14 protein-coding genes and 1 tRNA gene are annotated in these 20380 nt (G+C 50.6%); 9 read left to right on the forward strand and 6 right to left on the reverse strand.

The window, feature by feature from the left end; genetic code table 11:
• Positions 1–37: 37 nt before the first annotated feature.
• The 7 genes from U5L07_16625 to U5L07_16655 all read left to right on the forward strand — a co-directional run bounded on the left by U5L07_16625 (position 38) and on the right by U5L07_16655 (position 3651).
• A tRNA-Leu gene (locus U5L07_16625) sits at positions 38–124 on the forward strand.
• 684 nt (positions 125–808) lie between these two features.
• Positions 809–1144: a hypothetical protein gene (locus U5L07_16630; protein MDZ7833371.1), complete on the forward strand. Its 336-nt coding sequence runs from the start codon at positions 809–811 to the stop codon at positions 1142–1144.
• Positions 1141–1647 carry a hypothetical protein gene (locus U5L07_16635; protein ID MDZ7833372.1) on the forward strand — a complete coding sequence of 169 codons (507 nt, stop codon included), beginning with the start codon at positions 1141–1143 and terminating at the stop codon, positions 1645–1647. Before U5L07_16630 ends, U5L07_16635 begins: the two co-directional genes overlap by 4 nt.
• Positions 1648–1781: 134 nt before the next feature.
• Positions 1782–2156, forward strand: coding sequence for a hypothetical protein (locus U5L07_16640; GenBank protein MDZ7833373.1), 375 nt, complete (start codon positions 1782–1784; stop codon positions 2154–2156).
• A 159-nt stretch (positions 2157–2315) separates the two neighbouring features.
• Positions 2316–2675, forward strand: a complete 360-nt coding sequence (locus tag U5L07_16645; protein MDZ7833374.1) for a hypothetical protein — start codon at positions 2316–2318, stop codon at positions 2673–2675.
• A 481-nt stretch (positions 2676–3156) separates the two neighbouring features.
• Complete coding sequence (locus tag U5L07_16650) at positions 3157–3393, forward strand: hypothetical protein (protein ID MDZ7833375.1); 237 nt, start codon at positions 3157–3159, stop codon at positions 3391–3393.
• A 120-nt stretch (positions 3394–3513) separates the two neighbouring features.
• Positions 3514–3651 (forward strand): hypothetical protein, encoded by a 138-nt coding sequence (locus tag U5L07_16655; protein ID MDZ7833376.1) that lies wholly within the window; start codon positions 3514–3516, stop codon positions 3649–3651.
• Positions 3652–3674: 23 nt separating this feature from the next.
• On the opposite strand, the gene msrB is transcribed toward U5L07_16655, so the two are convergent.
• The 4 genes from msrB to U5L07_16675 all read right to left on the reverse strand — a co-directional run bounded on the left by msrB (position 3675) and on the right by U5L07_16675 (position 8393).
• Complete coding sequence (gene msrB, locus U5L07_16660; GenBank protein ID MDZ7833377.1) at positions 3675–4742, reverse strand: peptide-methionine (R)-S-oxide reductase MsrB; 1068 nt, start codon at positions 4740–4742, stop codon at positions 3675–3677.
• Between the two features lie 221 nt (positions 4743–4963).
• Complete coding sequence (traT, locus tag U5L07_16665; GenBank protein ID MDZ7833378.1) at positions 4964–5800, reverse strand: complement resistance protein TraT; 837 nt, start codon at positions 5798–5800, stop codon at positions 4964–4966.
• A gap of 345 nt (positions 5801–6145) precedes the next feature.
• Positions 6146–7846, reverse strand: a complete 1701-nt coding sequence (locus U5L07_16670) for an acyl-CoA dehydrogenase family protein (protein ID MDZ7833379.1) — start codon at positions 7844–7846, stop codon at positions 6146–6148.
• 124 nt (positions 7847–7970) lie between these two features.
• Positions 7971–8393, reverse strand: a complete 423-nt coding sequence (locus U5L07_16675) for a MarR family transcriptional regulator (GenBank protein MDZ7833380.1) — start codon at positions 8391–8393, stop codon at positions 7971–7973.
• Between the two features lie 161 nt (positions 8394–8554).
• On the opposite strand from U5L07_16675, the gene U5L07_16680 reads away from it, so the two are divergent.
• Positions 8555–9127, forward strand: coding sequence for a hypothetical protein (locus U5L07_16680; protein MDZ7833381.1), 573 nt, complete (start codon positions 8555–8557; stop codon positions 9125–9127).
• Positions 9128–9320: 193 nt separating this feature from the next.
• Here U5L07_16680 and U5L07_16685 read toward each other — a convergent pair whose 3' ends face one another.
• Positions 9321–15326 (reverse strand): AAA family ATPase, encoded by a 6006-nt coding sequence (locus tag U5L07_16685; GenBank protein ID MDZ7833382.1) that lies wholly within the window; start codon positions 15324–15326, stop codon positions 9321–9323.
• 412 nt (positions 15327–15738) lie between these two features.
• Positions 15739–17364, reverse strand: a complete 1626-nt coding sequence (locus U5L07_16690) for a phosphoenolpyruvate carboxykinase (GenBank protein MDZ7833383.1) — start codon at positions 17362–17364, stop codon at positions 15739–15741.
• 275 nt (positions 17365–17639) lie between these two features.
• Between U5L07_16690 and U5L07_16695 the strand changes: the two genes are divergently transcribed.
• A complete protein-coding gene (locus U5L07_16695) occupies positions 17640–20378 on the forward strand; it encodes an SNF2-related protein (protein ID MDZ7833384.1) in 2739 nt (912 codons plus the stop codon).
• The last annotated feature ends 2 nt before the right edge of the window (positions 20379–20380 follow it).

The raw sequence follows: 20380 nt of genomic DNA on the forward strand, positions 1-20380 counted from the left end.
CAGGATGGCTTAATTCTCATATATAGAATGACGTTGTGCCGGAGTGGTGGAATTGGTAGACGCAGAGGACTCAAAATCCTCCGCCTTTCGGGGCATGCGAGTTCGAGTCTCGCCTCCGGCACCACCAGAGAAATCAATAGGTTACGTTGGTTTAACGGAAAAATAAAAAGGCTAAAAAAGGCCTGACTGTTGTGACTGCTGTTGGGACTTTGCAAAAGCACGGAGGATTTTTAAAGCAGATCTAAATCAAATTCTGTTAAATCATTAGCTTTCAATTGCTATTTAAAGCCCGTTTTCAGTTTGCTAAATTGATGAACTGAGGACGGGCTTTTTGTTTCTGGAGAAATTTCCGGCACACATTTGCCGACCACCTCAAGCAGAAACAGGTTGACCCTTACATGATATCTGAACTCCTGGGCCATTCTGTCGATTCCATTACGATGGGCCGATATGGGAAGCGGTATGGATTGCAAATGCTTCTGAAGAAAGCTATGATAAAGTTTGATTATGAAATTGATTTCTCTCTTTTAAAGCCCAATTAAGATCAAAACATCAAGCTTTTCCTTATTTCAGAACTATTGACCCAATTAGCAAGTCAACATTATTTTGCTGTTTATCATTGGCTGCTCCTGGCCATCATTGACCGGACATAGCAAAAGTCAGCGAAGGAGTCTTGACAAGTTATTATAAATTCCATGCAAATAAATACGAACACCTATAAATAAATACTTTTGGCAGAAAAAGGCGTGATATGAATTAGTTGTTATTTCCAAGCATCCCTTAAATACTTACTAACGGAGGAAGTGCCATGTCATCAGTTAAGCAGTTTGTCCCCCCCGGACACTTTTACTCACCTATCCCATCCCTGGATGAAGTCGACAGAGATGCTGAAAGGATCTTCAGCATGCCAAAGGTTCTTCATGGTATTGAGATGAATGATATGGAACAGATGTGTTTGTTGGACCAATCATTTCGGAAGTTCTATGAGGAAATGCCTTTTGAACCAAACCAGACGGAAGGCTTGCGGTATTATTTAGACAATCACTCTTATGTCTATGCTGACGGCATATTCCTTTACTGTATGTTGCGCTACCTGAAACCGAAGCGAGTCATTGAGATAGGTTCGGGTTCTCCTCATGTGTGACATTGGACACGAATGAAAGGTTTTTTAATTGGTCTATCGACACCACTCTCATTGAACCTTATCCGGATACTTTGTGGTCACTATTGAAAACTGAAGACAAACCAAATTTGGTACAGATGAGACTCCAGGATGTGCCTCTGGATCGATTTGAGCACCTGGAAGAGAACGATATTCTCTTTGTCGACTCGACTCATGTATCCAAAATAAACAGTGATGTGAATAAGATCCTATTTGAGATCCTGCCGGTCCTTAAGCCAGGGGTCCATGTCCACTTCCATGATATCGTCTGGCCATTTGAATACCCTAAAGAATGGGTCTATGAAGGCAGAGCGTGGAATGAAGCATATATTCTTAGGGCATTCCTGATGTTTAATAAGATGTATAAGATTGTGCTTATGAGTTCTTATGTTTGCCACTTCTTTGGGTATTATTTTAAGCAGTACATGCCGTTATGCCTGGAAAATTCCGGAACGAGTCTCTGGATTAAAAAGATGAACGAGTGATTAACTGAGATGTTTTGGCAAATTGAGACCCTCTATAAGCCCCCTTTCTTCTTCAGACCATACCTACTTACTCATGTGTGGATCGTTGGTGCGTCGAATGCGGAATTCCTGTAGATCTTGATGAATCCAATTTGATGACTGATGATGTAATTACTCTGTTCCCCGAAGATTTTAAAAATCAGAAACCACGGACAGTCCCTTTAACTGAAAGAGCCAAAGCAATCATTGAGAAGAAAGGAAAGAAGCCGTTTAAAGAAATCAATAGCGACCAAGCTAATAGGGCCTTCAGATGGGCAAGAAAAGGCTTGGAGATAAACGATCCAGAATTCTGTCTTCATGCCTGTCGGCATACATTTGCATCCAGAATTCTTGAAACCGGAGCCGATGGAGGGCACCGAAAGAAAAAGCCTGCGGGATGCCATTCCCCGGGAAGTTGCATCAAACCTGCTAATACACCGGGAATACACCAACGCCACCCCGGCCCGACTTCAAAAATAATTGTCGCTTGACAGCTGATCATCGAATACGGCCAGGTTAACACTTACAACGCCAATCGCCCCCACGGTTTTGGCCGGCTTGACTCGGAATCCTTTACCCCCTATCCAAAAAACCCTGTAATCGGCGCCTTTTTCCGGGAAATCGACCGGGCCGACGAATTGGGCTCCGGCATGCGCAACATGATGAAATACGGCAGCGGGGATCCGCAGCTTATCGAGGGTGATATTTTCCGCATGATCATCAGCGTGCCGGAGTTTAGTGCCAAAGCGGATTTGACGGATGAGGCCCATGACGCCCCCGAAGTCACCCCCGAAGTTGCCCCTGAAGTCACCCCCGAAGTCAAAAGCCTGCTGAGTGTGCTGCAGGGAGATATGACGAGAAAAGAGATAATGACTGCTCTCGGCTTAAAAGATCAGAAACATTTCAGGCAGCGCTACCAACAGCCGGGCATTGCCCTGGGCATAATCGAAATGACAATCCCCGACAAACCCAAAAGCAGCAAACAAAAATATCGTCTGACTTCTAAGTAACTTCACGGGTATTAGGTTTTGGGTATTAGGTATTAGGTTAATGAAATCAAGAATTTATGGTCGGCACGGTGGCCGACCCTACGCTGAATCGGGTTTTTCCCCATTCGTAGGGCGGGCCACCGTGCCCGCCTGAAAAATAGATAGAACAAATTTACCGTGCCTCAGTGCCTTTAAAGTTACTTTTAAGCTCGGTCCCGGGCGTGAGCCCGGGGGGAATACTTCTAAGTAACTTCACGGGTATTAGGTTTTGGGTATTAGGTATTAGGTTAATGAAATCAAAAATTTATGGTCGGCACGGTGGCCGACCCTACGATGAATCAGGTTTTTCCCCATTCGTAGGGCGGGCCACCGTGCCCGCCTGAAAAATAGATAGAACAAATTTACCGTGCCTCAGTGCCTTTAAAGTTACTTTTAGGCTCGGTCCCGGGCGGCAGCCCGGGGGGAATACTTCCAAGGGAAAAAAGATACTGGAGAAAATGGAATGAAGGAGCAGGAGCTGTTTAAAACCAAGTTCGTACGCGGGAAAAAAGAATCCGGCCAGCTCTTTGATGAAGAGTTTGAAACACAAGGCGAACCGCTAACCTGCCTGGGCATGACATTTGAAAATGATGAGGCCAGGCGGGCTTATTTTACCGAACAACTGCGCCAGAAGCTAAAAGACCCCGAGTTTCGAAATATAGAAGGCTTCCCGAAACACCGGGGCCGCGCCATATTGTGACCTTCCAGGTGGATGATCCGACAGTCATCGAAGTCTTCAGGTTTCTGGAAACCGAGGGGTTTTCCGTTACCTATCTGCCCGTGGATCAAGCTGGACGGGTCCGCGTGCCATTCGGATACTGTGGACATATCCCCCGTCCTGGTGGCCATGGGTGCTGCCGAAGATTGGGCAAAGGGCACCCTCCGGTTCAGCGTCGGCCGCATGACCACCGAGGATGAAATCGATCAAGCGCTGGATATCGCGATAAAGGGCGTCTGATACCTTAAATAATATCAACGCCCTTATTCAAAAAGCTTTTTGAATTCCCCGTATCCGGATTCTTTCAGTTCATCCTCAGGGATAAACCGAAGCGCGGCGGAGTTGATGCAGTAGCGCAAGCCCGTGGGCGGCGGCCCGTCGTCAAATACGTGGCCCAGATGCGAGTCTGCGTGCCGGCTTCGCACCTCCGTGCGGGTCATGAATAAGCTCCGGTCTTTCTTTTCCACCACGGCATCCGGTTTGATCGGCCGGGTAAAGCTCGGCCATCCGGTGCCGGACTCGAATTTGTCCGTTGACGAAAAAAGCGGCTCGCCGGAGACCACATCCACATATATGCCGGCTTTCTTGTTTTCCCAGTATTCATTGTCAAACGGCGGCTCGGTTTTATCTTTTCGGGTAACCGCGTATTGAAGGGGGGTGAGTTTTTCTTTCAATTCCGCATCCGGCGGCCGGCTATAAGCCCCGGTATCCTTTTCCGCTTCCTGCTCTACTTCCTTTTCGTTTTTCCACACCTTTGTCAGGAACTGATCCCGGCCGGAGCCGTGTCGATAGAATTTGTACCGGATGGGATGGGTTTTGTAATAATCCTGATGATAGTCTTCCGCCGGGTAGAATTTATCCAGCGGCACGATTTCAGTGACAACCGGTTCTTTAAACCGCGCGGAGGCTTCCAGCTTTTTGCGGGATGCCCCGGCCAGCTTTTTTTGGTTTTCGTTTTCATAAAAAATTGCCGATCGATATTGCGATCCCCGGTCCACGAATGAGCCGCCCGCATCCGTGGGGTCAATCTGCCGCCAGAAAACATCCAGCAGCTGCTCATAGGAGATTTTTTCCGGATCATAGCTAACCTGAATGGCTTCGGCGTGGCCGGTTCTGCCGGCTGACACTTCCTCATAGGCCGGGTTTTCAGTATGTCCCCCGGTGTAGCCGGAGACTACCTTGTATACGCCGTCAAGCTTTTCAAACGGCGCCTCCATGCACCAGAAACAGCCGCCGGCAAACGTCGCGGTCTCAAGATTTTCCGGTGCGTCTTTATTTTCCGGCGAATTGGTGCCGACCGCATCGCCCTGACAGCCAGTATATGTGCCCATGATGAATAACCCCATAAAAATTAATATGATATGTTTAAAATAGGTCATATTGTGCCTCTTGCCTGGTTAAATTGCAGCTAATACCCATTTAAGTTAATGCAGCATTTTAATCCTTCAATCCCTGTTTTAGAAATAGCGATCCCCAAAATAAAAAATGCCGCTCCCCCCTTAAACTTGGGGAAACGGCATTTTTAACGGGTGTTTCGTTTAAGCGATGCCGTCTATTGCGGCAGCATCTGGGTCACCACTTTCTGGGTGCGTTCCTTGATCAGGGGCATTGCCTCTTCCTGCTTCATGTTCATCTGGTTGGCCCAGGCGGAAAGACGAACCCCGTGCGGGAAATAGTTGCTGGTTTTGCTCATGCGGCCCGTGCTGGTGTTCGTCCCGCGGGTACCGCCGCCGGCAGCCATGCGGCTGTTGCCGGTGCCGGCCGAATCCCGGGTACTTGCGCCGGTATCGCGCATGAGTTCATATTCAATCGGCTGTTCGTTGTACTCTTCAAGTACGAAATCAATGATCATTGCCCACTCGCGCGGCCTGGAGGCATTGGCGATGCCCTGGCCCACCAATCCGCCCGCGCCAACGCCTGCGGCTGCACCGGCGGCCCAGCTGTCTGTCGCTTTACCCACCGCTGCCCCGGTTCCGATGCCCACCGCTGCCCCGCTGATCGCGCCCATATTCCGGGCGATGCCGGCGCCGCCGGATCCGGGTTTAACTTCACCGAAGTAGCGAAGCGAGGCGCGCAGTCGGTAGGTGGCTTCCTGCGGATCCCGGACGATGTTCCAGCCCTGTGCCTGGGCGGCATTTTTCAGTTCATCGTTGAGATCCACTGACTGGGCGTCGCTGATGTTTCTAAACGATATGTATACGTTCTTATCATCCGGTCTGGGCGGCTCCAGCTGCGGCGGCGGTACCGCCCAGACCGTCCCGCTTCTGGGTTCTGCGTACTTATTGGCCGTTACCTTGCCGATCCCCCGGGAAACACTGGTGCAGCCGGCAGCGAATGCAACAGCCGTGATCAATGCGACAATAATTAAAAGCTTTTGTTTTGTCATCATCTCCCCCCCCATTCAGATTCGTTTGAGTTATCGGTCGGTGCTGTTAAAAGCAAGCCGCCCTAGTTAATAATATTCTATTTTAACTGGAAATTAATCGCACATATACGCAATAGTGTCAATCGTTAAAACTGAATATCAGCATACTATGCTTTTTTATAAGCCGGCCCGATGGCTGCGCATGAAAAGAAGTTGAGCATGGATATGGGTTTTGCAAGGGGATTTTTTAGGAATTGTCTGAATCTTTGCGGTTGTTCTGGAAATCCGGCGAGCTCGGATTAAACCCCCGAAGCGCAACGGATAGGGGGGCGCTTCGGGGGGTTGCAGGGCTAAAGGAGGTAGCCGAAATTATTCGCTCATTTCATAGGTGTCCCGAAGCGCATACACATGGTTTTGCCAGAACCGGTCGAACCGCTCGTAGTCCACACTCGGTTTTCTGAGCATCTTCAGGCACATTTCCTGCTGTTTTTCGCTGCTGTCGCGCTTGTAATAGACTTCCAGCGCATATTTTGAAAAATCGCGGACCATGAAGTCAAAAATCTGCTCCAGCAGGTCATCGTCGAATTTCTCCATATTGTATTTCTCGATAATCAGCTGCCCGTAGGCCACCAGGGTGAAGAGTTCGCCGATGGTAAGCAGAAAGTCAATGTTCTGGGCCTGCTCTTTGGAGGGCGCGGCATTGACGAGAAAGTCCGTAAATGCCTTGATCTGCTCCTTGAACACATTGATGTTCGGGGTGTCAACGCTGTTGTAGGCGAGGTTGTAGTCGTGGAACTGGATTTTTCCAAGTCCCTTGGTCGGTCCCTGGTTAAACAGGAATTCGTCATCCGCCGGGGCATCCTGTTTGGGAATTTCCGGAAATTCCGCCGGATTGAAGAAGTAATTGGCCATAAACTTGATGATAAGGGCCATGTTCACATGGACCGTGCCTTCCAGCTTGGGCAGGGACCGGATGTCTTTGGCCGCCATTTCAAAGTAGACGTCTTTTTCAAATCCGCGGGCGGCGATCACGTCCCAGAGCAGGTTGATGACCTCTTCGCCCTGGGTGGGCACCTTCATTTTAACCATCGGGTTATACAAAAGATACCGGCGGTCATCGGCCGAGGCGGAACGGAAATAGTCGGTGGCCCGCTGGGAGAAAATCTTCATGGCCGCCAGGCGGGTATAGGCATCCACGAACAGCTGCTTGATGTGCGGAAAATCCGTGACATAGTTGCCGTAGAGGTTGCGGTGGCTGGCATGGTTGATGGCCTCATAAAAGGCGTGGGTGCAGATGCCGATGGCGCCCCAGCCCAGGTTGAATTTGCCGACGTTGACGGTGTTTAATGCCGCATCCCATGCTTCCCGGCCGTATTCGAGGATGTCGTCATCGGTAATCGGATAGCTGTTTAAGGCGTATTCCGCCACATAGCCCTCCCAGTTGACCACGTTCTGGATAAGATCATAGTTTTCATGATAGGGGCTTACCGCAAAAAAGACGTAGTCATCGGTTTCCGAGTCCTTGCCGAAAGTGGAAACCAGGGCCGCCTTGTTGGCATTGCCGATATAGTATTTGCCGCCGTCTGCCACGTATTTGCCGTCGCCTAAAGGCGTCAGCGACATTTCCGATGAATAGAGGTCCGCCCCGTGGGCCCGCTCGGAGAGGCCGAAGGCAAAGATGCCGCCGTCTTTTAACATCTGGGCGGTTTTTTGCTTGATTGTTTCATTCTTGCTCATCCAGATGGGGCCCAGGCCCAGGATGGAAACCTGCCAGGCATACCAGTGGGAAAGGTTGTAAAAACCCAGAATTTCATTAAAATCGCAGTTGCGGTAGGTGTCCCAGCGGGTGTCCGGGTCATCCGGGGCATAGGGGGCCGGGGTCAGCAGCTTGGCAAAGACCTGGTTTTCTTTTAGAAAATCAATAAAGTCCTGGTACCAGATTCGTTCGTGGCTGGCCTCCTTGAGTTTGGCCTTGCCCTTGTTTTCAAAGAATTCAACGGTTTTTTTCATCAACTCCCGGGATTCGGGGTCGAGATGTTCAAACGTTTCGGTTTTGGGGTTAAGCAGCATGGTATTTCTCCTTTTTATTAAAGTAATGGCGCTTGTTGGTTTGTATGCGAACTATTCGGGCGCATGCCCCCGCTGAATTATCGAAGCATAAGATGTTGCAGCCATATTCGGCGTCCAATACCGGTTAAATCATATCCCGCAGAAGCCGCTTAAAAAGAATCCGCTCCTCCGGGGAAAAGCTTCCCACTATTTCCTTGTTGGATGCTTTTCGTTCTTCAATCAAATCCGGTTTGAAGCGGTTGGCCTGCGCAGACGGATATATCCGCTGAATGCGGCGGTCCTCCGGGTCCGGGTGCTTTTCGATCCATCCGGTCTCGGCCATCCGGTCCAAAACCCCCGATAGCGTCGCCTTGTCCAGAATCAAAAGTTTTGAGAGCTCGGTTGCGGTCATGCCCGGCTCATACCAGAGACCCTCCAGCACCAGGTGCTGCATATTGGTCAGGCCATAGGGGCGCAGCCGCCGGTTAAAGTCCGCATGGGCCTTCTGGTAGGCTTTGCCCAGCAGAAAGACCATGCATTCCGGTAAATCCTCGGGTAAATTAGACATCCATTAGATCCTTTGTATACAAACAATTTTTTTAAAATGATCCACCGGCCATGTCAATGGTAATTTTGTCGATTCTTGCTTGTTCAGTCCGGCTGTGTTAAAAAGAATAAAAAGCCAACCGGAATACTGCCAACATAAACCCGCCAGCAAAGGATTTTTGTATGAATTGTCCCAAATGCAACCACTCCCTTTCCCGAACCACCTCTCCGGGAACCGGCGCGGAAAATGCCGGCCCCATATTTTTTTGTGAAAATTGCGGCTGGGGAAAAGAGCGGCTTGAAAAACAAACAGCCGGGCAGGCAGAAGCCGCAGCGGCGGCTGTGGATCTTTCCGCCGCCACCTGGATCAAGCTGCTTGGCCTTTGGGTTTTGTCTGCCGCGTTCGTGATCGCGCCCTATGTGCTGCTGGTGAAAGCCCCGCTCCTTTTTGGCGGCGCCGATCCGGCGGTATTTAACCCCGTGGCCGCCTCGGAGCGAATGGCCGCAGCGTTAAATCCCCATTACTGGATCGTGGTTGCGGTCTACCTCCTGATCTGCTGGACATTCAATCCGCCGGAATTCGACCGGCACAATATGGGCTGGTTCGGCGGCCTGGTGGACAATCCGTTTTCATTTACAGATGATATCAACCGGACCAAATTCAAAATTCTGCTGCTGATGGTACCGGGGAAAATCATCAAAATGACGGTTGTGGCCACCTACCGGCTGGCAATGGCCTTTACGAATGCCGCATAATTTGCCGATCGATGATGTGAATCTGCCGGTGGCGGATGCAGACATCTGCATCACCTGTTTTTGCTGCCAGGAAATCTGTCCGGAAAAGACGAAAAGGCGATTAGTTTGAAGTGATTGTAAAGATAAATCCGGGGCGGGCTGGAAAAGCCCCGCCTGGCTTCTGCGGGTTTTCTCCTTTTTCAGTCAATTTTTTTCAACCGGACAGTACCTGGCGGATAATTTTAAGCATTTTGCCGAGTTGATAAGGCTTTTGGATGTAGTGGAATTGTTTCTGGTTAATGGCATCGGGACGGGATTGTTCTTCGGTGTAGCCGCTTGTGAGTAAAATTTTGATATTTGAATACTGTTTGGCGACTTGTGTTGATAAATCGAAACCATTGCCATCCGGCAGAATTACGTCGCTGAACAAAAGATCAAAGGGCTGTTCAGCCGCCTTGAGCAGGGCTTTTGCCTGCTCCACGGATTCGGCTTCCTGAACGATATAGCCGTTATCTTCCAGTGCGGTGACCACGACCTCCCGGACTTCCAACTGGTCTTCAACCAAAAGGATGCGTTCCTGGCTGCCTTGATATAACTCGAAAGAGAAATCCGTAATGTCGTCTTCGTTAAAATCTGCCTTGGCAGAGGTCGTTTCGGCAACCGGCAGGTATACGCTAAACCTTGTCCCGATATCGGGTTCACTATAAACATTGATCCAGCCGCTATGCTGCTTAACAACCCCAAATACCACGGACAAGCCAAGACCGGTGCCTTGGCCGACCGGTTTTGTAGAAAAAAACGGATCAAAGATTTTTTTAATCTGCTCCTGATTCATGCCCGCGCCGGTGTCTTCGATGGTCAGGCAGGTAAATTCTCCCGGTTTTGCGTATTGGTATTGCTGACAATACATCTCATCAACGAAAAGGTTTTCGGTTTTCAGCTTGAGGTGACCGCCCTGCGGCATGGCGTCCCTGGCATTTACCGCAAGGTTCATAATGATTTGTTCCATTTGACCGAAGTCGGCGTGGACAGGTTTCAAATTCGGATCGAGAGAGGTCTTGAATTCAATATTTTCGCCGATCAGCCGCTGCATCATTTTTTCCATGTTAGAGACCACAGCGTTTAAATCGATAGCGGTTTTTTCAAGCATCTGACGCCGGCTGAAAGCCAGCAATTGGCGGGTCAGAGCAGCAGAAAGCTCGGCCGCGTTCTTAATATCCCCGATATGTTTTTCCGTCTTTTCCGGATGATCTTTATTAAGGCGGAGCAGGTCAACAGAGCCCAGAACCGTCATCAAATAGTTGTTGAAATCATGGGCGACACCGCCGGCAAGGGTGCCAATGGCTTCCATCTTCTGTGATTGAACCAGTTGGGCCTGGGCGAGTTCCTTTTCCTTTTCGGCTTTTTTAACGCCGGTGATGTCGGTGACAATGCCTAAAAACCCCGCAAACTCGCCGCTGTCATCATAGATGGGCGTGGGCGAGACAAGTGTGGATAGTATTTTGGCGTCTTTTACGATCCAGTCGATTTCAAATATATGCCGTCCCCGCTGCTGCCAGGTCGCAACCTCCCGCTCGAGTTTTTCCCGACCGGCTTCATCAAGAAAGTCCTTGGCCGGCCTGCCGATGAGTTCATCCGCCGTGTACCCGGACATTAGACAGAGGGCCTTGTTGACATATGTTATATTGAGTTGCGGATCAATGATGGTCAGGCCGTCATTCATGGTCTCAACTAGCTTCTGGTACTGTTCCCGCTGGCGCTGAGCCCGTTTCTCAGCCGCCCGGGTTTCTTCGAAAAAAAATGCGTTTTCCAGGCAGTTGGCGGCCTGGGTGGAGAGCAGGGAGATCATCTCGGTGGTTGACGGGGTGAACGCATTGGGGGTGAGATTATTTTCCAGGTAGATAAGGCCGATAAGCTTTTGCTGGCGGACCAGCGGCAGGCAGAAAACCGATTGCACACCTTGTTTTTGGACATGGGGGTCCCGGATAAATATGCCTGTATCTGCGGCGTTGTGAAGAACGATCGTTTCATTGGTTCGCTTGACATAACTGACAATGCCGTGGGATAAGGCGTCGCTTTGCTCAATATCAATTCCCTGTAGCACAAGGATATCTTCCTTGTTGATGTCAGCGGTGGCCTCAATCCGGAGCTGGTCATTTCGGTTCAGAATTAGCAGAGCCTTTTCAGCCCCCGAAATTTCAATAATAAGCCGCATAAAGATCGTCAGAAGCTTGTCCAGATGGATTTCACTGGAAATCGCCTGGGACATTTTCATCATTGCCGCCAGATCGAGTTTGTTCACCGCCCGGTCAGTCGGGGAGGCAATGAATTCGTCCTCCAATTTCTCGATGCCGGCTATAACAGGTTTAGCACGAAACCATGCCTCGTATTTTTCCTTAATATCGTTTGCCTTGGCATGGGCCCCCCAGCCGGTATATAGTTCATGGGTTTTGGCCATGTATGAAGCCGCAAGATCATCAAAATCATTGAAATGATAAAACCGGGCGGCAAGTTCGCAGGCCATGGCCTGTTCCTGAAGATATCGGTTGTCTCTGGCACCGGTGACAGCTTTTTTGTATAAGGCAAAGGCTTTTTTGTACCGGCCCTTGATGCGGGCCAGTTCGGCCTCAACCAGGTGGTATTTGTGAAGGCAGTTGGATGGGGCCTGACGGGCCCATTTTTTCAGCTTTTTCAGGTTCCGGCGAATCCTGGAAAGGATTTTTTGTTTTAACAGCCAACCGGCATGAGGGAAATATTCGATATGGGCAAGGGTATCATAAAAATATGAGGGCACATGGAGCGGCGATCCTATGGCCCCGTCGATAAAAGCCATCATTTTACGGGATGCATTAAACGCCGCCGTATAGTCACCAAAAAGGTAATTCAGCACAACTTTATTAAAAAACAGGTGATGAAGCGCGGTTTGATCATTGGCCTCTTCGTGGACTGTTATCATCTCGGTTTCATTATATATTTTTCCAACTAAACGCGAGGTTTCGCTACTTTTGTTCCGTAAGTTGAGCACTGCTTGATGAAATATGGAGGCAACGTGCAGGTTGGATACCTGGCCGATTCGGTTTAGGGTTGTACGGTTTTTTTCAAGGTCACGGTCTAAATCGTCCAGGGGGGTCGCCAGAAGATAGCGGGTGTATCCCCGGACCATCAGGGAGTGTCCGGCAAATTCAATATCCCCCTGGGCAAGCCCGTTCTGATGTGCCTCCAAAAGCGGTTCCACAACGTTTTTCGCATGCTCTTTCCAGTGCCGGACAAAGGTGTTTACCACCATTAGGGTGCAGGCCTTATATTTTGGATTATTCATTCGGTCCATCAATCTCAGCGCGGCTTGCCCGTAATGATAGCCGGTATCAATGTCCCCGAGGGTGCAAAGGATCATTCCGTATCCGGCATAAATATAGGGCGAAAACCCCGTGTTGCCGTATTTTGCAAATATTCGTAACAATCTGAGGACAATAATCGGCAGCAGATTCGGCAGGGTCCAGTAGGCGGTGGAGGTGATGGTGGCCATGACTTCCACCTGGGCCTGCACGGTCGGATCTGTCATGGGGGGTAAATCCAGAATGTCATCCGGTTGTTTGCCCAGCAGTTGGATTTTTGTCAGAAGCAGTTCCCGGAGAATGTGCTGTTTGCCCGGCTGCTTCGGCAACGAGATCCCCATGGATTTTAGAACCAAAAGTCCGGACCGGATCACTTCGTCGAGATTGTTCTGCGCCATCAGGGTTTGCAGGCGCACGATATGGGCGCCGACCGCATCATTTGGTTTTTGGGCGCGGTTGATGATCTCGTCGGTGAGTCTATACATTGCATCATAGTCGGCGATGAGATAGGCGGCTTCAGCACAACCGGAATAAAGCTCAAGCGTTAAGTTATAGTCGATGCGCCAGCAGTCCCCGTTTGCATCCCCATGCGCAGTGTCTGAGGCAATAAACTCAATTCCGGTTTTGAAATAATGAAACGCCGATTCAAAGGCACCGGAGGCCAGGGCTTTTTGGCCGGCCCGGCAGTTTAGACGCGCCGTTTGATATTGCTGATCAAGCGAGGTGATTTGTTTGCGGGCGATATTGAAATGATTGGTGATGTCAATGATGCCCTCATCCAGTTGCTTTTCAGAGGTATTTTCCAGCAGATAGCGACCGATCCGGTAATGGGTCCGGACCCGCTCGTCTTCTCTGAACAGATGATAAATCGCTTCACGGATGCGGTCATGTGAAAACACCCCTGTGTCTTCTTTAAAAAAGATCAGGCCTTCCTTCTCGGCACCGGATAGCGCGGCGATGGTCTCGTTTATCGTGGTATTCTGGTTTGCAGCTACGGCAAATAAATCAAACCGGTTTCCGTAGCAGGCACAAATCTTCAGGGTTTGGCGGATCTCAACCGGCATGCGGGCGATCTTTGCGGCCATGAAATCCACGACATTGTCCGTGAACTGGATGTTTGCAACTTTTTCCATATTCCAGGTCCAGCCGGAAGTCGGATCCAGAGTCAAGGTGCCTTCATCATAGAGGGTTTTTAAAAACTGTCGGATGAAAAAGGGATTACCGCTGGTTTTTTTGTGGACAATTTCAGAAAGTTCAAGAGAGTCGCGGTCCACGCATCGCAAAAAATCAGCGATTAACTGATTGATATTCTCAACCGACAGCGGGGGCAACTTAATAGTGGTTGCGGCAGCGCCGTTTTTTTCAGCTTCGTCCATGGTGCGTATTAACGGATGGTCCGGCTTTACCGCATTGTCCCGATATGCGCCGATCAAAAGGAGATGTCCGATTTCGGGCTCTGTGGAAAGCCTGCGGATAAGGCTAAGGGTCGCCGGATCCGCCCATTGCAGGTCGTCTGCAAAAACGACCAGCGGATGCTCTTGGGTGGCGCAGACCTTAATAAACTCCTTGAATACATAGATATAGCGATGTTGGGTGATATCCGGACCAATGGCTGATAAATCCGGTTGCGGACCGATGATGCGTTCAAAATTGGGTATCAGGTTGGTAATGAACCTACCGTTTGGCGCAACGGCCTTGATTATGTTGTCTTTCCAGGCTTCGATTTGGGCGTCGGTCTCACATAAAATCTGGGCGGCCAGTTCCTGGAAGGCCTGAATAAGCGGGTAATATGGGATGTCCCGTTTGTATCGCTCGGCTTTGCCGACAATGAAATAGGCGCGGTTTTGCACCACAGGTTTTTGTATTTCATTGACCAGGGTGGATTTGCCGATACCAGGGGGGCCTGCCACCAAAAAAATTTCATTACTGCCGCCGGCCGCCCGGTCAAAGGCAGCCATTAGGCTTTTGGCTTCGCTTTGGCGACCGAAAAGCTTCTCCGGTATATGCAAGCCGGGTGGGATATCATGTCTCGCCAAGGCAAAGGGACTGATCTCGCCGGCAGTTTTGAGCTGCCGGGCGCACTCCTCGAAATCCGCCGCTAAACCATAGCCGCTTTGATATCGGTTTTCCACTGTTTTTGAAATTAGTTTCATCACGATATCAGAGATAATCTGCGGCAAATCGGTCCTACGTTTGACAGGCGGTTCAGGGCGCCGGGCGATATGGGCATGGATGATTTCAATTGGATCATCGGATGAAAACGGCAAGCCACCGGTCAAGAGTTCGTAAAAAATAATGCCGGCAGCGTAAAGATCAACCCGGTGGTCTACCGAGCAGTTCATCCGGCCGGTCTGTTCCGGGGCCATGTAGGGCAGAACCGACTTGATTACCACTGGGTCATAAATTTCTTCATGAATGCGGGAGATCAGACGGGTGGCGCCAAACCCCAGTACTTTGACCCCATCTGAATGGTTGTTGCAAAGTATGTTAGCCGGAGTGATGGCGCCATGGACAATGCCGCAGGAATGGATGTCACCCAGTGCCCGGCTCAGATTTGCGGCAAGCTTCAAAAATTTGTCGATATCCATCTCGCCGGGGGTAAACCGGTTGTAAAGGGGATTTTCAGTGAATTCTTCTGTTACAATGGCAATGCCATCTTGGTAATCGAATACTTCGTAGACTGGAATGACAGAGTTTCTGTCAAGTTTTTGAATTTTTTTGTATTCGTTTTTCAGGCGGGCAATTTTCGAATGCGATGCAAGGTCGACATTGATGAACTCGATGATAACGGGTGGACTTTGAGCGGTTTTGCGGCCTCGGTAATAAGTGACGCCCCGAATGTCGGCAATTTTTTCAATAATCTGATAGTCATTGATAGCTTCCATGGGAAATGTCATTGGCAATTCAATTGCTTGATATTACAACCTTTCCATGTAAATAAAATAAGCATACAAATTTTTTGGGTATTATCACAGATCCCGCCGGGAATGTCAACTCCCTGATATCATTGAGCCACGGTAAATTTGTTCTATCTATTTTTCAGGCGGGCACGGTGGCCCGCCCTACGCGACAATGCCGACATTTTGTAGGGTCGGCCACCGTGCCGACCTTACATGCGAGAAACCCCATGGTTATGGGGTTTCTCGCCAGAACAAATTCACCGTGATCAGTGAGCAGGTCCGCATGGTGGAGGGGAGAACAATGGTTTTGAAAACGATTGTTCGGATTGATTCAAAAAATTAATGGCGGGCTCTGCATCGAGAGAGCCCGCCAAGAAAACCGATTCTTGCCGGATGCCTATTTCGACTGGAACGGCCCGGCGCAATACACCTGGTTATCAACGAAGTCCTTGTATTGTTCGAAGTTTTCGGTGAACAGATCCGCCAGTTCCCGGGCTTTCTTATCATAAGCGGCCTTGTCAGGCCAGGTGTTTCGGGGTGTCAGTATTTCGGAGGGGACCCCCGGGCATGAGGTCGGCACACTCAGGCAGAAGGTTGGATCCTGAACATATTCCACATCATCGAGCCGGCCGTCCAGTGCGGCGTTTAAAAGCGCCCGGGTATATTTAATGGAAATCCGCTCCCCCACCCCATAGGGGCCGCCGGTCCAGCCGGTGTTTAAGAGCCAGCAGCGGACGTTGTGTTTTTCAATTTTTTTGGCCAGCAGCCTGGCATATTCACTTGGGCGCAGCGGCATAAAGGGCGCCCCGAAGCAGGTACTGAATGTGGCTTTAGGTTCGGTCACGCCTTCTTCGGTGCCCGCGACCTTTGCCGTGTAGCCGAGGAGGAAGTGGTATGATGCCTGATCCGTTGTTAATTTTGAGATAGGCGGCAGAACGCCGAAGGCATCGGCGGTTAAGAAGACAATGTTTTTTGGATGCCCTCCCTTGCCCTCTTTGACAATGTTTTCCAGGTGCGTCAGGGGATAGGCGCCCCGGGTGTTTTCCGTTATGCTGTCATCATTTAAATCCACCATCCGGGTCTCCTCATCACAGACCACATTCTCCAAGATGGTGCCGAACCTGCGCGTGGTTTCGTATATCTCCGGTTCAGCTTCTTTTGACAGGCGAATCACTTTGGCGTAGCAGCCGCCTTCAAAATTAAAAATCCCGTCATCACTCCAGCCATGCTCGTCATCGCCGATTAAAGCCCGCTTCGGGTCAGCCGAAAGCGTGGTTTTCCCCGTGCCGGAAAGGCCGAACAGCAGGGCTGTGTCGCCTTTTTCGCCCACATTGGCGCTGCAGTGCATGGACAGCACATCTTTCTGGGGCAGGATATAGTTTAAGGCGGTAAATACGGATTTCTTGATTTCCCCGCCATAGTAGGTGCCGCCGATTAATACGAGTTTCTCGGAGAAATTGACCAGAATAAAGGTTTCGGAATGGATGCCGTCAAGCTCGGGATTGGCCAGGAATTTGGGCATGGCAATCACGGTGAACTCGGGCGTAAAATCTTTCAGTTTGCTGCGATCGCGGATTCGGAGCAGGAGGTTTCGGGCAAAAAGGGACTGCCAGGCATATTCGGTAATGACCCGGATGGCCAGCCGATATTTCTCATCCGCCCCGGCATATACGTCCTGGACGAAAATCTCCCGGTCCTGCATATAGGCCTTAAGCCGCTCAAAAATATTATTAAATTTGTCCGGATCATAAGCGATATTCACCTTGCCCCAGTTGATTTTGTCCTCCGTATTTTCATCCCGGACAATGAACTTGTCATTTGGGGCCCGGCCCGTGCTGATGGGGGATTCCGAAGGCCGGACGACCACCAGCGGCCCCAAGTGCGACATGACCCCTTCGCCTCTTTTTGTCGCCTGTTCATAAAGTTTGGGAGAATTTAAGTTCCAGTGGACTTTTTTGATATTCCGGATACCTAAATATTCAAGCCCGGGCTCCAGTTTTTTCAGCTCATGGAAAGGTTTCATAACGGCTCCTTAAACAACAACCTGTTTTAAACAAAGATTTTCGGCTTGGGGACACCTTAGTTTATCATAAACGCGACTGCCGGCTTGTCAAATTGAGCTGTCCGGTTCCTGAAGAAAATAAAAGTCAGGTGGATAAAAAATGCATTTTGGACTTTAATTGTTTGCTTGTATCTTTTAAGCTGACCGCTTACAAGAAATGCTGCCGCAGCATGTGGCTGCAACCTTTATTGATTGAATAAGCCTAATACAATTTTTAAAGTTTTTAAGGAGCGACCATGCAGATGCTGACCCTGGACTATATTCGAAACGCAGTGGCAGATACGGATATTATTTTCAAACGCGGCGAGCGGCTCTTTGAATACGGGGCCTGTGTGGGTGGGTGTCTGGATGCAGAAAACGGGCGATTCGAATATACGGTGGACGGCAATTACGGCGACTATACCATTGAAATCCAGTTTAACGGCGATCGGCTTGAAACCTATTGTGACTGCCCGTATCCCGGCGCGGGATGCAAGCACACGGTGGCGGCGCTGCTCGATATAACACAGAATTTTAACTTCAAATCCTCTAAAAAGCCCCCGGAACCGGCATCCGAAGCAGTGCCGTCCCCCTATCTGAGCCGTGAGGAAATCAGGGCCCAGGCCCTTGAGGACCGCCAAAAACGGGCCAAAACCGAAAATTTTCAGATCACCGTGGGGGATATGTATAAGGGCGAGCATCTGGTGGAAACCCCGGCCGGCAAACAGTATACGGTGACCCTCCATGATCCGGAAAACGGCACCGGCCATTGCTCCTGTCCGGATTTTGAAACCAACCGGCTCCAGATCTGCAAACATTTGATCGCGGTCCACCGGCTGCTTAAAGAGCATAAAGGGTTTAAGGAGAAAGTCGCTAAGGAGATATTCCCGTTTGTGGATATTTTCTGGGATGCAGCGGCTGAACGGCCCCGGGTTTTCTGTGAGCATCCGGAAAACGAGCCGGAATCGCTCCGCCGGGTCATCAAAGATAATTTCGACCCGGATGGCCCCTTTAAAACCTCGGATTTGGGCGAATTTACCTCCCTTCTGGATCTGCCGGACCAGTTCAAGCGCGTGCGCATTGCCGGCACCGTATATAAAAAGTTGGAAACCTACTGGGCGGAGCGGCAGCTGGCCGAACTTTCCCGGCAGACGGAACCGGATTTTTCCGTGATCAAAACCCGGCTGTACCCGTATCAGGAGGAAGGCGTCCGGTTTGCCCTGTACAAAAAGGCCGCGCTCATCGGCGATGAGATGGGGCTTGGCAAAACGCTGCAGGCCATCGCCGCTTCCATACTCAAACGGGATATATTTGGGTTCTCCCGGGTGCTGGTGGTCACCCTGGCCTCCCTAAAGGAGCAGTGGAAGCGGGAGATTGACCGGTTTACTGACGAAAAGGCGGTGATCATCGCGGGCAGCGCGGCCAAGCGCAGGCAAATCTATGATAATGATGATGCCCTCTTCAAAATCACCAACTACGAGGCCGTGCTGCGGGACGTGGGCCCGATTTCCCGCTTTAAGCCGGATATTGTTATTCTTGACGAGGCGCAGCGGATCAAGAACTTTAACACCAAGACCGCGGATGCCGTCAAGCGCCTGCCCCGCAAGCATGCCATGGTGCTTACCGGCACCCCGCTTGAGAACAAGCTGGAGGATGTCTACTCCATCATTCAGTTCCTGGACCCGGAACGGCTGTCGCCCCTATGGGCGTTTGCGGCTGAACATTTTATGTTAAGCCGTGAGAAAAAAGGCAAAATCCTGGGCTATCGGAACCTGGACAAGCTCCATCAGGAGCTTCAACCCATTGTCATCCGCCGGAAAAAGATGGATGTGCTGGAGCAGCTGCCGGAAGAGCTGGTCAATAACTATTATATCGAACTGACCGAACAGCAGTACAAGATCCATGGCGGCTATGCCCAGTCACTGCTGCCCCTCATGAACAAGAAATTCCTAACGCCCATGGATCTGCGGCGCATCCAGGAGCTTTTGCTCAAAATGCGGCAGGTATGCAACTCCACGTACCTGATCGATCGCAAAACCCAGATTTCGCCTAAATTAAAAGAGCTTGAATCGATTCTCTCTGATCTGGCTATCCAGGAGGGCCGCAAGATCGTTATTTTCTCCGAATGGACGACCATGACCTACCTGATCGCGCGGCACCTCTCCAATGCGGGGATACCCTTTGTGGAGCTTTCCGGCAAGATACCGGTCAACCGCCGCCAGGCGCTGATTGATGAATTTACCAACAATCCGGACTGCCGCGTATTTCTGTCCACGGATGCCGGGGGGACGGGCTTGAATCTGCAGGCCGCTGACTGCGTGATCAACTTCGAACTCCCCTGGAATCCGGCGCGGATGAACCAGCGCATCGGCCGGGTCAGCCGGATCGGCCAGGAGAGCGGCACGGTCAATGTGATCAACCTGATCGCCAAAAACAGCATTGAAGAAAGAATTTATGCGGGCATTCAGCTGAAAACCGATCTGTTTCAGGGGGTTTTTGACGGCACCACGGATATGGTGGAGTTTTCCCGGGAAAAGCGCACAGAGATGTTAAACCAGCTTCGGGAAATGATGCAGGAGGCGCCCGAGCCGGTTTCGCCGGAGCCTTCGGCTGCAGAGGAAATTCCCGAGGATACGCCGCATTATTTAAACCCCGAGGTGTTCAAGGACCAGGCGGAAGGGGCGTTTGCCTATGATGCGGAGGAGACGGGCGGGGCGGCCAACGAGCAGGCCGGGACAGATGAATCCCCCGGAGAGGCGGCCGCCGCTGCGGAGCGCCCGGAATCGGCCGGCGGGGAATCGGCGGCCGCGGTTTTGGCGGATCAGCCCCCGGAGAAAATGGAGGCGGTGCTCAATTCCGGTATGGAGTTTATCGGCGGGCTCCTTGAAATGGCCACCGGCCAAAAGATAGAAACCAGTGCAGCATCGGACAAAATGGTTAAAATCGACAAGGAAACCGGAGAAGTCACCATGAAATTCAAACTGCCCGGATTTTAGAA

The organism is Desulfobacterales bacterium (assembly GCA_034520365.1).
GTDB lineage: Bacteria > Desulfobacterota > Desulfobacteria > Desulfobacterales > Desulfosalsimonadaceae > M55B175.

Excerpts from the sequence above, each read along its gene's own strand:
- U5L07_16685 (MDZ7833382.1), bottom strand. The coding sequence starts at position 15,326 with ATGGAAGCTATCAATGACTATCAGATTATTGAAAAAATTGCCGACATT.
- U5L07_16640 (MDZ7833373.1), top strand. The coding sequence starts at position 1,782 with ATGACTGATGATGTAATTACTCTGTTCCCCGAAGATTTTAAAAATCAG.
- U5L07_16690 (MDZ7833383.1), bottom strand. The coding sequence starts at position 17,364 with ATGAAACCTTTCCATGAGCTGAAAAAACTGGAGCCCGGGCTTGAATAT.
- U5L07_16645 (MDZ7833374.1), top strand. The coding sequence starts at position 2,316 with ATGCGCAACATGATGAAATACGGCAGCGGGGATCCGCAGCTTATCGAG.
- U5L07_16670 (MDZ7833379.1), bottom strand. The coding sequence starts at position 7,846 with ATGCTGCTTAACCCCAAAACCGAAACGTTTGAACATCTCGACCCCGAA.
- U5L07_16630 (MDZ7833371.1), top strand. The coding sequence starts at position 809 with ATGTCATCAGTTAAGCAGTTTGTCCCCCCCGGACACTTTTACTCACCT.
- U5L07_16650 (MDZ7833375.1), top strand. The coding sequence starts at position 3,157 with ATGAAGGAGCAGGAGCTGTTTAAAACCAAGTTCGTACGCGGGAAAAAA.
- U5L07_16675 (MDZ7833380.1), bottom strand. The coding sequence starts at position 8,393 with ATGTCTAATTTACCCGAGGATTTACCGGAATGCATGGTCTTTCTGCTG.
- U5L07_16695 (MDZ7833384.1), top strand. The coding sequence starts at position 17,640 with ATGCAGATGCTGACCCTGGACTATATTCGAAACGCAGTGGCAGATACG.
- U5L07_16680 (MDZ7833381.1), top strand. The coding sequence starts at position 8,555 with ATGAATTGTCCCAAATGCAACCACTCCCTTTCCCGAACCACCTCTCCG.
- msrB (MDZ7833377.1), bottom strand. The coding sequence starts at position 4,742 with ATGGGCACATATACTGGCTGTCAGGGCGATGCGGTCGGCACCAATTCG.
- traT (MDZ7833378.1), bottom strand. The coding sequence starts at position 5,800 with ATGATGACAAAACAAAAGCTTTTAATTATTGTCGCATTGATCACGGCT.